9 protein-coding genes are annotated in these 12,784 nt (G+C 71.4%); 6 read left to right on the top strand and 3 right to left on the bottom strand.

Annotated features, from left to right (window positions below; all coding sequences use genetic code 11):
- The first annotated feature begins 130 nt into the window (after positions 1-130).
- The 4 genes from ACQEVU_RS10015 to ACQEVU_RS10030 all read left to right on the top strand — a co-directional run bounded on the left by ACQEVU_RS10015 (position 131) and on the right by ACQEVU_RS10030 (position 6,092).
- Positions 131-1,390 (top strand): ABC transporter substrate-binding protein, encoded by a 1,260-nt coding sequence (locus ACQEVU_RS10015; RefSeq protein WP_433322363.1) that lies wholly within the window; start codon positions 131-133, stop codon positions 1,388-1,390.
- A 66-nt stretch (positions 1,391-1,456) separates the two neighbouring features.
- Positions 1,457-2,338: a carbohydrate ABC transporter permease gene (locus tag ACQEVU_RS10020; RefSeq protein ID WP_433322365.1), complete on the top strand. Its 882-nt coding sequence runs from the start codon at positions 1,457-1,459 to the stop codon at positions 2,336-2,338.
- Entirely contained in the window at positions 2,335-3,162 is an 828-nt protein-coding gene (locus ACQEVU_RS10025; protein WP_433322367.1) for a carbohydrate ABC transporter permease, read from the top strand. The genes ACQEVU_RS10020 and ACQEVU_RS10025 overlap by 4 nt, the downstream gene beginning before the upstream one ends.
- Positions 3,159-6,092 carry a LamG domain-containing protein gene (locus ACQEVU_RS10030; protein ID WP_433322369.1) on the top strand — a complete coding sequence of 978 codons (2,934 nt, stop codon included), beginning with the start codon at positions 3,159-3,161 and terminating at the stop codon, positions 6,090-6,092. Before ACQEVU_RS10025 ends, ACQEVU_RS10030 begins: the two co-directional genes overlap by 4 nt.
- Before the next feature lie 998 nt (positions 6,093-7,090).
- Here the strand turns inward: ACQEVU_RS10030 and ACQEVU_RS10035 are convergent.
- The 3 genes from ACQEVU_RS10035 to ACQEVU_RS10045 form a co-directional block, all read right to left on the bottom strand.
- Positions 7,091-9,916 (bottom strand): glycosyl hydrolase family 95 catalytic domain-containing protein, encoded by a 2,826-nt coding sequence (locus tag ACQEVU_RS10035; RefSeq protein WP_433322371.1) that lies wholly within the window; start codon positions 9,914-9,916, stop codon positions 7,091-7,093.
- A 104-nt stretch (positions 9,917-10,020) separates the two neighbouring features.
- Positions 10,021-10,665 (bottom strand): NADPH-dependent F420 reductase, encoded by a 645-nt coding sequence (locus ACQEVU_RS10040; RefSeq protein WP_433322373.1) that lies wholly within the window; start codon positions 10,663-10,665, stop codon positions 10,021-10,023.
- Positions 10,662-11,690 (bottom strand): LLM class flavin-dependent oxidoreductase, encoded by a 1,029-nt coding sequence (locus tag ACQEVU_RS10045; RefSeq protein ID WP_433322375.1) that lies wholly within the window; start codon positions 11,688-11,690, stop codon positions 10,662-10,664. Before ACQEVU_RS10045 ends, ACQEVU_RS10040 begins: the two co-directional genes overlap by 4 nt.
- A gap of 75 nt (positions 11,691-11,765) precedes the next feature.
- Here ACQEVU_RS10045 and ACQEVU_RS10050 point away from each other — a divergent pair, with 75 nt between their 5' ends.
- Positions 11,766-12,242 (top strand): MarR family winged helix-turn-helix transcriptional regulator, encoded by a 477-nt coding sequence (locus ACQEVU_RS10050; protein ID WP_433322377.1) that lies wholly within the window; start codon positions 11,766-11,768, stop codon positions 12,240-12,242.
- A 90-nt stretch (positions 12,243-12,332) separates the two neighbouring features.
- On the top strand, positions 12,333-12,782 hold the full coding sequence (locus ACQEVU_RS10055) for a (2Fe-2S)-binding protein (RefSeq protein ID WP_433322379.1): 450 nt from the start codon (positions 12,333-12,335) through the stop codon (positions 12,780-12,782).
- The last annotated feature ends 2 nt before the right edge of the window (positions 12,783-12,784 follow it).

The raw sequence follows: 12,784 nt of genomic DNA on the forward strand, positions 1-12,784 counted from the left end.
TCCCTCGATGTTTGTCGCGCCCTCTTGACACCGCGTGGCGACACTCTACTGTAACCGGCGAGACAACGTTATCTCGCTGGTAAAGCGCAAGGCACGTTCCCCCGCCAGGAAGCCATCCAGGAAGGATGTCATGCTCCGAAAATGCCTTGCCGCGCTCGCCGCGGCAAGCGTCCTGCTGGCCGCCGCGTGCTCGAAGGACGCCGCGGACGGCCAGGTGACGCTGACCTACATGACGTTCAACACCCCGTCCCTCACCGCCGAGTTCTGGTCGAAGTCCATCGCCAACGCGCAGGCCAAGGTGCCCGGGCTCACCGTGAAGCAGCTCGTCGCCCCGAACACCGACCGCGACGCCTACGCCAAGCAGTTACAGGCCTCCGGGCAGTTCCCGGACCTGCTGCAGTCGATCACGCCGGCGCAGTACACCGGCGCTGGCCTGCTGCAGCCGTACGACCAGTCCTGGATCGACGCGAACTTCCTGCTGCCGCAGGGCAATGCCATCAAATCCAAGGTGTACATCCCGCCGACCAACTCCCAGATCATCCCGCTGGTCTTCTACAACAAGAAGCTGTTCGCCCAGGCCGGCGTCGCGGTGCCCAAGACCTGGTCCGACTTCCTGCAGGCCTGCGCCACGCTGAAGGGCAAGGGCATCACGCCGATCGAGCTCGGCGGCAACGACCCGTTCGCGGCCGGCATGCCGCTGGTCGGCGCGTTCAGCGCGGACGTGCTGGGCAAGAACCCCGACTGGATCCAGAAGCGGTACGCCGGCCAGGTCAAGTTCACCGACGCCGACGTGGTCGCCGCCGCCACGAAGGTCCGCACGCTGGTGACCAACGGGTACTTCGAGGACGGCGCCCTCAACGTCTCCTACGCCGACTCCATCACGAACTTCAACGCCGGCAAGGCCGCCATGTACCCCATGGGCAGCTGGTACCTCGGCTCCGTACCGAAGGACAAATGGGAGGACATCGGGGTCTTCCCGTGGCCGACCGACGACGGCTCGCTGGTCGTGCCGTTCTCCGTCGGCGGCTCGATGGCCATCAACGCCCACACGAAGCACATGGCCGAGGCGACGGCGTTCGCGCAGGCGTGGTCGCTCGACCCGGGCAACCTCAAGTCGCTGATCGAGGGCGACGGCGCGTTCCCGATGCTCAAGGGCAAGACGCTCGACGACTACGGCGTGAGCGTCAGCCCGGTGTTCAAGGCGTCGTACTCCTTCGTGACCGAACAGAACAAGAAGGTGTACGCCATCGCCTGGGCCACCAACGACGACTCGCTGCCCGGCTCCCTGAACAACGATTTCTTCGCCGCCGCGCAGGGGCTGTTCAACTCCAACGATGTCGCGGCCCAGCTGGCCAAGCTCGACACCGCCTGGGCGAGCGCCACCAAGTAACAGGCATTACCGGGCGGCGGGGCCCCGGGCAGGCCCCGCCGCCGTCCACATCGGAGGGAACCACCCGTGCCACAGCGCAAGACCCAGGATCTCGGCCTGCGCTCGATCGCCGGCCTCGGCCTCGTGTTGTACGTCGCGTTCATCGTCGTACCCGTCTTCATGAGCCTGCGCAGCAGCTTCACCGACCAGAACCCGCTGCGCAGCGACAGCGCGTTCATCGGGCTGGCCAACTACCGCGAGATGTGGCAGGACGAGGAGCTGTCGGCCAGCGTGCTGTACACCCTCGCGCTCGCGTTCGGGGTCACCGTCGCCGCCAACGTGCTCGGCATCGCGTTCGCGCTGCTGCTCAACGGCACCGGGCGCTCGTACCGCGCGCTGCGCACGATCGCGTTCCTGCCGCAGGTCATCTCCGGGATCATCGTCGGCTTCGTGTGGAAGACGATCCTGACCCACGACGGGCTGCTCAATGACGTGCTCGTGTCGGCCGGCGTGGTATCGGCCCCGATCGACTGGCTCGGTACGCCGGGCATGGCGCGGGTTTCGGTCGGCGTGGTCGTGGCCTGGGTGCTGTCGGGGTTCACCACGGTGGTGTACCTCGCCGCGCTGCAGCACATCCCGCGCGAGCTCTACGACTCCGGCGCGATCGACGGCGCCGGCCCCGTGCAGCGCTTCCGGCTCATCACGTGGCCGATGGTGGCGCCGGCGACCACGATCTCGGTCACCATCTCGCTCATCACGGTCCTCAAGCTGTACGACATCATCGCCGTGCTGACGTCCGGCGGCCCGGCCTATGCCACGCAGTCCACCGCCCAGTACATCGTGAAGCTCGCCTTCACCACCGACCGCTTCGGCTACGCCTCGGCCGTCGCGATGTTCCTGCTGCTCGCATCGGCCGTCATCGCCCTGTCCGTGACGAGCGCTCTACGCCGCCGGGAGATCGACCTGTGACAACGTATGGAAACCGGCTCCGGCTGCTCGCCGCGGGCGTCGTCATCCTCCTGTTCGTCAGCCCCATCTACGTCACGATCGTCAACGCGTTCAAGTCCGAGGATGACATCAGAAGCAGTCCCGCCGCCCCGCCGTTGCATCCGACGTTGTCCAACCTCGCGACCGCGGTCGGCCGCCCGGACGAGCTGCTGCAGCAGGGCCTGCGCAACTCGCTCATCGTGGTGGCCTGCTCGATCGTGCTGCTCATCCCGCTGACGTCCATCTTCAGCCTGTACGTCTCCCGCCGCCGGACCCGGACCCGCGCCACGGTCCTGGCGCTGCTGGCCGCCGGCCTGATGATCCCGCCCCAGGTGGTACTCCTGCCGACGATCCAGATCCTGACCGCCGTCGGGCTCGACCACTCCTACCCGGGCCTGATCCTGTCCAATGTGGCCGGCGGGTACTTCTCGTTCGGCGTGTTCGTCTACACCGGCTTCATGCGCGCCGTGCCCGACGAGATCATCGAGGCGGCCCGCCTCGACGGCGCCACGGGCCTGCGCATCTGGTGGAGCATCGTCATGCCGCTGGTCCGCCCGGCGACCGCCACCGTGGCCATCTTCCTGTCGCTGTGGATCTGGAACGACTTCCTCAACCCGCTGTTCATCCTCGGCCCGCTGACCGGCCAGACCATCACGACCGGCCTGTACCTGTCCGTCGGCCAGTACCAGACGAGCTTCGGGCAGCTGTTCGGCATCATGTTCCTCGCCGGCGTCATCCCCGTCGTCGGGTACCTGTTCCTGCAGAAGCACTTCGTCGCCGGCCTGACCCAGGGATCGTCGCGGTGAGCGGCGTCCCGCCGCTGGCCGACGTCGCCGGGGAGTGGATGGCCGCCGCCGACCTGGCCCACCTGCCGTCCCTGCGCAACCAGGTCGGCCAGGCCCACGTGAACCACGACCTGACGTCGCTGTCCTGGCTCGCCGCGCCGCCGTACACCTTCGGCTACCACACCGGCGTCCTGCGCCTCGACGGCCATGTCCCGCCGGCCCAGCGTCTGCTGTGGAAACCGTGGGGCGTTACCCGCGTGCACTCCGGCTCCGCCGTGACTGTCGTCAGCGACACGCGCATGACGCCGGCCGCCGACGAGGTGCTGTGGCGCGTACGCCTGACGAACCATTCCGCGCAGCCCGTCACCTGCCGTGTCGAGCAGGAGCTGTACGCCGCCGTCGCGCACACCGAGACCGGCTGGGGCTGGCTGTACGACGTGCCGTGGACGGCCGGCAACCACCACGACTTCATGACGCTGGAACGGATCCGGGCCACCACCCGCGGCGGCGCACCGGCCCACTACCTGCTCGGCCCCGGCCGCCGCGTGCTGCGCCTCGGCCGCCCCCGCCCGCCCGGCATCCAGCGCGACGCCGACACCGACATCATGGACCTCTCCCACGAGCTGCCGCGCCACGTCAGCCCCGACACCGTGTACCCGCACACCCGCTCGGCAACGGCGACGCTGCGCATCCGCGGCGAGCACACCCTGCGGCCGGAGACCGAGCTCGCCCTGGACGCCTTCGAGCTGCGCCCGGGGGACGTTCTGGCGTTCGATGTACGCCCGGAAGCCCCCGACGACACCGGCATCCTGCTCACGCACGGCAACCACCCCGACTCGCTGCAGGCCGGCCTCGACCGCGGCCGGCTCTGGTTCGGCATCGCAGGGGAGCAGGAGTACGCGACCACGCCCCTGACCGTCGGCGCCTGGCACCGCGTGGAGCTGGCCGTGCACGCCGACCACGCCCAGCTGCGCGTCGACGGCCGCCCGGCGGCCCGGACCCGGCACTGGACGCGTTCAACGCGGTGGAAGCCGGTCTGGGACGGCGCCCACGTCACCATCGCCGACACCCGCTCCGAGGCCCGCGCCGCGTACGCGTTCGCCGCGCCGCCCGACACCGCGGAGGAGTACGGCTGCGGCGCCCGCGCGTCCTGGCACGTCACCCTGCCGCCGGGCGCCTCCCGGACGATCGGTTTCGTGTGCGCGTACGGCATCGACGACGCCGTCACGGTCCGCTCCGCCAAGCTCGCCGAGTCCTTCGACGCCGCGTTCGCCGCGGTCGAGTCGGGCTGGAACGCCCTGTGGCACAAGATGTTCACGCCGGGCAACGACGCGTTCAGCGGCCACCTGCCGACACTGCACGCCGAGGACCCCGGCGTCGGCCGCGCCTACTACATGGCCGCGCTGCTCGCCTTGTACATGCGCAACATGCGGGCGAGCGCCGAGGCCCCGGTGTTCCTGACCGGCGGCCCGCGCCTGGGCGCCACGACCACCTATTTCTGGGACCACACCGAGTGGAGCCGGCTGTACGCCATGCTGGACCCCGCCGGCCTGCGCACCTGGCTGCTGCGCGCCCTGTCCACGCCGTACGGCGACTGTTTCGGCTTCGACACGAGAAGCGGCGGCCCGCTGGGCAACGCTTACGTGGCCACGGACTACTCGCTGTTCCGCCTGATCGAGCACTACGTTGCGGTCACGGGCGACACGGCGTTCCTGTCGGAGACGGCGGGCGCCCGCACCGTCCTCGAGCACGTCCGCGCGCTGGCCTACGGCTGGTCGTCCCGCACGACCGAGGCGACCGGCGGCGTCCTGGCCGACCTGGGCCCCGACCCGTGGCGCCTCCTGGAGTGCGTACCCGGCTACGTGCACGCGGTAGCGTCGTTCAACGCCGCGTACGTCGGCATGCTGCGCGCGTACGCCCGGCTGCTGCACTCCCGGGGCGACACACCCGGCGCCTCCGCGGCCGAGTCGGACGCGTCCCGCCTGGCGGAGGCGGTGCTCGCCCTCGCCACCGCCGACGGCCGCTGGCGAATCCGCCGCCCTTCGGGCGACGACGTCATCGGCCACTGCCTCGACTTCGGCCTCACCGCGGCGTACCTGCACGCCGACCTCCCACGCGAGCAGCGCGCCGCGATGGTCGCCTTCGTCGAGTCGAAGCTCCTGGCCGGCCCGTGGATGCGCGCGCTCGCTCTCGACGACCCGGCCGCGCCCACGGCGAACCGCCCCGACCACGGCGCGGCGGGCGCGTTCGGCGCCTGGCCCGGCGTGACGGCTTACGGTCTGGCGAGGCTGGGCCGCCGCGACCTGGCCGCCAGGTTGCTGGCGGCGACTCCGGCCGCCGCATCGGGCGCCCTGTGGGGCCAGGCGCAGGAGATCGTCACCCCCACCGCCGCGGCGCCCCCGGCCCTTGGCGGTATCGCGGACTCGGCCCTTGGCGGTGTCACAGATTCGCCGTCGGCCGGGGCGGACGGCGCGGCAGCCCTTGGCGGTGTAACGGGTTCGGCCGTTGGCGGTATTGCGGCCCCGGCCGTCGGCGGCGTCACGGCCCCGGACGTTGGCGGTGTTGCGGCCCCGGCTGTCGGCGGTGTCACGGCTTCGGCCGTCGGCGGTATCGCGGACCCGGCCGGCATTGCGCCCGCGGCGGGCATCGCGACGCCCGGCGACGCAATCCGCACGGTCGGCGCACGGGTCGCCGAGGCGGGAGTGTCAAACCGCGACGCGATAGCCGGCGTTGGCATCGCCGAGGCGATCATCGCCGGCCTATTCGGCATCGAGCCCACGTTCGGTCAACCGCATCCACGATCGACGACCGAATCATCAACGCCCCCCGACTCGCAGCCACCCGCAACGGTTGTAAGTGAGTCCACACTGACAACCAACGCCGGCCGAACCTGGCACGTGCCGGGCATCGGCACGCTCTCCAACGTGAACATGCCCGGCCAGCCTGGCTGAGCGCGCCACGAGGTCTCCGAGCGTCCACCTGTCGGCGACAGCGCAGCCACGGACGGCGAGACGACGGCTTACAACACCCGCCCCACGCTGGGGCGGGTGTTGTAAGTAAGTGCACACATACAAACCGGCACGGCCGCTGCGGTTGCGGTTGCGGTTGTAAGTAAGTGCGGACAAACTCACCGCCAGCCGCCAGCCGCCAGCCGCCAGCCGCCAGCCGCCAGCCGCCAGCCGCCAGCCGCCAGCCGCGGCCCGCGGGCGGAGAACGACCGCCCCATGGGCTGCGAGGTGCCGGCTGCGGACACGACCGCCGCGGGCGGAGGATGGCGGGCTGCGAGGCGCGAGGCGCGGGCGGGCTGAGAACGACCGCGGACGGTGGACGGTTGCGGTTGTAAGTGAGTGCGGACAAACTCACCGCCAGCCGCAGCCGCAGCCGCAGCCGCAGCCGCAGCCGCAGCCGCAGCCGCCAGCGGAGAACGACCGCGGACGGTGGACGGCGGGTTGCGCTTGTAAGTAAGTGCGGACAAACCCGCAGCCGCCAGCGGAGAACGACCGCGGACGGTGGACGGCGGGTTGCGCTTGTAAGTAAGTGCGGACAAACCCGCAGCCGCCAGCGGAGAACGACCGCGGACGGTGGACGGCGGGTTGCGCTTGTAAGTAAGTGCGGACAAACCCGCAGCCGCCAGCGGAGAACGACCGCGGACGCTGGACGCGGGTTGCGCTTGTAAGTAAGTGCGGACAAACTTACCGCCGCCGCCGCCGCCGCCGCCGCCGCCGCCGCCGCCGCCGCGGCCCACGGGCGGAGGGCCGCGAGCTGCGAGGCGTGGGCCGCAAGTGGCCGGTGGCGGGCGGAGGACGGCGGGCCTCGAGGTGCGAGGTGCGAGGGAGGCCGCGGGCGAAAACGGCGGGCGGAGGACGGCGGACGGGCCTGGTGAGCCTCGCTCGGAGGGGGCTCCAGGCCCCCGGTGAGGTTGGCTCGCCAGGCCCGCGTCGTGCGGGAGCTAAGCGATGCTCAGATCATCGATGTACCCCCGATAGCCGCCCGTTGCGTTCGGGGCGTCGAAGCCGACCACGATTCGATTGATTTCTTTATTTGCGTTGCGCGTCCCCAGGTTGACCGTCACCTGGTTCCAGGCGTCCAACGTCAGGTGGCCGCACTGCGCCGACGGATGGGCGCCGTCCCCGGTCTGGTCGACCGAGCCCGAATCCCGCAGCGCGGTGCCGTCGGTGAAGATCAGGTCGATGGCCACGCAGGTGCTGTTGGTCGAGCCGGCGGGGACGTACGGGGTGGTGGCGTTGCTCTGCGGGTAGATCCAGTAGCTCAGCGTCTTGCCGCCGCCGATGGCCAGTGGGGCCGGTGACAGGTCGTAGAGCTTCAGGTAGGCGTGCACGGCGGAACCGCCCTGGGCGGCGCCCGAGTACATCAAGGATGCCGTGCCGCCGTGGAACGTCTCGGACGTTCTCGGGCCGGCCTCGGGGGCCGTCAGGCCGCAGCACAGGCCGCCGACGGCGGCGAGGCCGCCGCCCGACGGGTCGACCGTGTTCGTCCAGGTCAGCGGGGGGCCCGATGACTCGAAGCCGCTGCTGAAGGAGGACGACGTCGAACCGCCCGACTGCAGTGGCTGCGACAGCTGGGTGTTGATCGTCGACAGGGGCGTGCCGGCAGGGGCCAGGGCGATCGTCTCGCCGGCGGTGGTCGGCAGGGTCAGGCGGGAGCCGGTCATGGTGCCGGCCGAGGTGCCGTTGCGGTACACCTGGACCGAGCCGCCGAACGGGTTCGTGACCGTTGCGGTTCCGCCCTTCTGGCTCACGATGCGGATGTACTGCACCGTCGAACCGGCCCGGGCGGCCGACACCAGGAAGCCGCCGCGGGCCAGCAGGTCGCCGAACTTGGCGCTCGTGGCGGCGGGCCAGGCCGGGAAGACCTTGATGTCGCCCTGGGACGACTGCAGCAGCATCTCGTCCAGGCCCGATGCGACGACGTTGACGCCCTCGATGCCGCCGCCGCTGTGGTGGATGGCCATGTTCGGGTACGCGTACTGCGTGGCCTCGGCGCGCAGGCCGGCGAGGATGGTGGCGGGGTCGTAGCCGACGGTGGCGGCCGCGGCGTAGAACGTGGGCGGGGCGTTGCCGCCGTGCCAGGCCGCGGTCATCTGGCCCACCGTGTTGCGCGCGGTCTGCAACAGGCTCGCCGAGCTGTTCAGGCCGACCTGCAGGCCGGGGTACACGTGCTGGATCACGATGTCGTTGCCGTCGTTGACGAAACCGGCGCCCGTCGAGGTCTCGCGGAAGACCGTCTGGCCGTTGACCGTCGTGGTCGCGAACGGGGCCAGGTGGGCGTCGATGTTCGACCACGTGGTGCGCGTCCCGGCGTCCTGGCCCAGCGCGGCGCTCATGTCGGCGAGGCCGCCCATCAGCAGGTGCAGCAGACCGAGGGTGAGGGTGCTGTCGGTCTGGGGGTACGGGTTGTCCTCCTGGGGCGCGTCGTTCTGCACGTGGTACGTGCCCGAGCCGTCGACCGTCAGGTAGTTCTGCCAGAACAGGGCGACCTGCTTGAGCCACGGGTACACCCGCTGGGCGTACGCCGTGTCGCGGGTCCACAGCCAGCGCATGATCATGACGGAGGCGACGTTGGCGGCGTTGGACTTCTGGTTGTGCAGGTTCATGTCGGCGCTGGTGCCGCGCGGGGAGAGGCCGACCGGGTACAGCACGCCGGTGAAGCCCTGCTGCGCGGCCAGGGCCTGGCCCGGCGACTGCCAGTCGAGGACCGGCTGGTCGTACGGCTCCATGAGCGCGATGTGGTTCGTCGACAGCGCCGCGTAGAACGGCGCCTGGTAGTTGTAGTTCGTGTGGTAGTCGCCGTTCCAGTTCATGTTGCCGGTGATCCAGCTGCCCCACAGGCCCGGCGCGTACTTCCCGCCGCGCGACGTCGAGCCCAGGATGTACAGCGAGCCGTACCACTGCTTCTCGACGGCCTTGTCGGGGATCTCGGCGTACGACTGCTGCCAGAAGCCCTGCCACCACGAGCGGTGCGCGGCGCCGAGGGTGTCCGCGTCGGCCTGGGTCATCGCCGAGACGAGGCCGGTGGCGGCGCTCTGGTAGCCCGAGCTGTCGATCGACGAGACGATGCCGGCGACGAACGTGTAGGTGGTGCCCGGGTTGAGCGTGACGCTGAGCCGGTTGCCGGCGATCGACTGGCTGCCGCCGATGACCCGGGAGGCGACGCGGGCCTGCGGGCCGGAGCCGTCGGCCGAGACCTCGGCGTTGAGCACCGAGCCGCTCGTGGACACCGCCGGGGTGGCGCCGGCGCCGTTCTGCACGGTGAAGCTGGCGGCCTGGCTGGAGCCGGTCACCGACAGCGAGGTGACGAACACGCCGCTGGTGGCCGACACCCAGCTCGTCGCCGTGAGCGTGGTGCCGCCGAGGGTGTAGGTGCCCTGGGCCTGGCCGCGGGCGATGTCCTGCACCATCCGGTAGCTGGCGCCGGCCAGGCCCGGCACGGCGAACACGACCCGGCCGAGCGGCTTGATGGCGTGCGAGCCCAGCGAGAAGAAGTCGTTCTTGCCCAGGTAGAACGTCTGGTTGCTGATCGGGCCGCCCACGGTGACGCCGATGTCGCCGTTGCCCAGCAGCGGGCCGTCGACGGTGTCGCCGGACGTCATGTGGCTCGGCGGGGCGGTCCAGACGCCCTGGTACTGCTGGACGATCCGCCACGCCTGCGCGGCGGTGACGGTGTCGGCACCGGCCGGCGGCGCGCCGGCGATGGTGAGCGCCGCGGCGGCCAGGACGGACGCCGCGGCGGCGGTGATGAGACGGCTGCGTCTCATGAGGGGTGTTCCTCTCGGTCGGCGGTGGCGCGGCCCGCCGACGACCGGCGAGCGCGCGATGGCGGTCGCACGCGGGCGCCGATCCCGTATGCTGCGAAATAACGTTATCTTGCCGCCGTCTGCCGGTAAAGGGCGCGCCGGACCTCCTCGGCGCTCGCGTTGGCGCCGAAGAGCTCGGTGCCCGGGCCGAACAGTGCGCCGGCGGCGAGGCGGCCGGCGTCGACCGGGTCGAAGCCGAGGCGGTCGACCAGCTCCGCGACCGCCGCCCGGTCCGCCTGGTCGTCGCCCGCGATCGCCAGGGCCCGCCGGCCCGGGGCGCCGACCGGCCGCGCCTGCTCGTCCAGGTCGTGGTACCCCATGTGGTTGAAGGCCTTCACGACCCGCGCGCCCGGCAGGAAGTCGCGGACCAGCTCGCTGGACGAGACGGAGGGATCGGTGAGGTCGGGGCGCTCGCCGTCGTTCTCCCACCAGTAGTTCATCGCGTCGACGACGAGCTTGCCGCGCAGCGCCCCGGCCGGGATCGTGCGGTACTTGCCCAGCGGCAGCGCCAGGATCACCACGTCGGCCTGCTGCGCCGCCTCGGCCGCGGTCACCGCCGCCGCGCCCGGCGCCACGACCTCCACGATGAGCGAGATCGCCGACGCCGGGCCGGAGCCGGCCACCAGCACCCGGTAGCCGGCCGCCACGGCCAGCCGGGCCAGGACCGTGCCGACCTTGCCGGCCCCGAGGATGCCGACCGTCGCGGTCATCGGGCGATCAGCTCCTTGACCATCGGCAGCACCTTGGCGCCGTAGAGCTCGACGGCCCGCAGGCGGGCGCTCGCCGGCTGCGAGCCGGCCGTGTAGATGAGGTCGAACCGGCCGACCCCGAGACGGGTGATGGTGCGGGCCATCTTGCGGGCCACCGTCTCGGGCGAGCCGATGTACAGCGACCCGTGCTCGACCTCGTGGTCGAACTCCTCGCGCCGCAGCGCCGGCCAGCCGCGAAGCCTGCCGATGCGGTCGCGGATTTCCTTGTACCGCGGGAAGAAGGTCTCTTTGGCCTCCGCGTCGGTGTCGGCGATGAACCCGGGCGAGTGCATGCCGACGGGGTGCGCGGTCGTGCCGAACTCGCCCGCCGCCCGCTCGTAGAGCGTCAGGTACGGCGCGAACCGCTCCGGTGAATCGCCGATGATCGCCAGCATGAGCGGCAGCCCGTAGCGGGCCGCGCGGACCACCGACTGCGGCGAGCCGCCGACGCCGACCCAGGTCTCGAGGCGGCCGGACTCGGTCTTCGGGAACACGTCGGCGTCGCGCAGCGGGGCGCGGGTCGTGCCGCTCCAGGTGACCGGCTCCTCCCGCAGCAGCCGCGCGAACAGCTCGATCTTCTCCTCGAACAGCACGTCGTAGTCGCGCAGGTCGTACCCGAACAGCGGGAACGACTCGGTGAACGAGCCCCGCCCGAGGATCACCTCGGCCCGCCCGCCGGAGAGGGCGTCCACGGTCGCGAAGCGCTGGAACACCCGCACCGGGTCGTCCGAGCTGAGCACGGTGACCCCCGAGCCGAGGCGGATCCGCGAGGTGCGGCCCGCGATGCCGGCGAGCACCGTCTCCGGGGACGAGATGGCGTACTCCGGGCGGTGGTGCTCGCCCAGCGCGATGACGTCGACGCCGAGGCCGTCGGCCAGCACGGCCTCGTCGACGACCTGGCGGATGGCCGCGGCGTACGACATGAGTGCGCCCTTGTCGTCCTCCGGCACGTCGCCGAAGGTGTCCAGGCCGAATGTGACCTCCATGGCCGGCTCCCTCCCGAGATGTAATTGACGCGTCAATCGTGCGTCGCATATGATTGACGCGTCAATCAGGAGGCGATGGTTGTGGCCGGGAACACGCGGGGGCGCGCGCGGCGCCTGCCGACGCGCGACGAGCTGCGCGTGTGGCGCGACTTCATCGAGACCGCCGAGGCGCTGCGCACGCAGCTGTCGGCCCGGCTGCAGAGCGAGACCGGGCTGTCGCCGGCGGACTACGCCGTCCTGCTGGCCCTGAGCGAGGCCGACGGCGGGCGGCTGCGCTCCTCGGACCTGGCCGAGGCCGTCGGCTGGCAGCGCAGCCGGCTGTCGCACCACCTGGCCCGGATGGAGCCGCGGGGCCTGATCCGCCGCGAGGAGTGCGCCACCGACAGCCGCGGCGCCGAGGTCGTGCTCACCGCGCCGGGCGCCGAGACGTTCCGCGCCGCCACGTTCCCGCACCTGCGCGCGGTCCGCGAGCTGTTCGTCGACGCGCTCACCCCCGAGCAGCTCGCCACCCTCGCCGACGTGACCGCCGCCCTGCGGGCCTCCTCGGCGTAGTGCCCGGGTGGCGCCCGCCGGGGTGAAGCCGCGTTAGACCGGCCGCCGCCCGGGCAGGACGGCGCCGTGGTACAGACAGTGGCCTTTGGCGTGAACGGGCGGGCGGTCCATCTCGACCTCGACCCGCGGGAGAGCCTCCTCGACGTGCTGCGGGAGCGGCTGGTGCTGTGCGGCACCAAGAAGGGCTGCGACCAGGGCCACTGCGGCGCCTGCACGATCCACGTCGGCGGCCGGCGGGTGCTGGCCTGCCTCACCCCGGCCGTGCAGGCCGACGGGCAGGAGATCACCACCATCGAAGGGGTCGCGGGTGAGGGCGGCGCGCTGCACCCGCTGCAGCGGGCGTTCATCGAGCACGACGCGCTGCAGTGCGGGTACTGCACGCCCGGCCAGATCATGTCCGGGCTGGCCTGCATCGCCGAGGGCAACGCCGGCGACGAGGAGACCGTGCGGGAGTACATGAGCGGCAACGTCTGCCGCTGCGGCGCCTACGTCGGCATCGTCGCCGCGGTGCGGCAGTACGCGCTGCAGGCGGGTGCGTGAGC

It is taken from the genome of Dactylosporangium sp. CA-139066 (assembly GCF_050936175.1).
GTDB lineage: Bacteria > Actinomycetota > Actinomycetes > Mycobacteriales > Micromonosporaceae > Dactylosporangium.

Excerpts from the sequence above, each read along its gene's own strand:
- ACQEVU_RS10045 (WP_433322375.1), bottom strand. The coding sequence starts at position 11,690 with ATGGAGGTCACATTCGGCCTGGACACCTTCGGCGACGTGCCGGAGGAC.
- ACQEVU_RS10015 (WP_433322363.1), top strand. The coding sequence starts at position 131 with ATGCTCCGAAAATGCCTTGCCGCGCTCGCCGCGGCAAGCGTCCTGCTG.
- ACQEVU_RS10050 (WP_433322377.1), top strand. The coding sequence starts at position 11,766 with ATGGTTGTGGCCGGGAACACGCGGGGGCGCGCGCGGCGCCTGCCGACG.
- ACQEVU_RS10035 (WP_433322371.1), bottom strand. The coding sequence starts at position 9,916 with ATGAGACGCAGCCGTCTCATCACCGCCGCCGCGGCGTCCGTCCTGGCC.
- ACQEVU_RS10040 (WP_433322373.1), bottom strand. The coding sequence starts at position 10,665 with ATGACCGCGACGGTCGGCATCCTCGGGGCCGGCAAGGTCGGCACGGTC.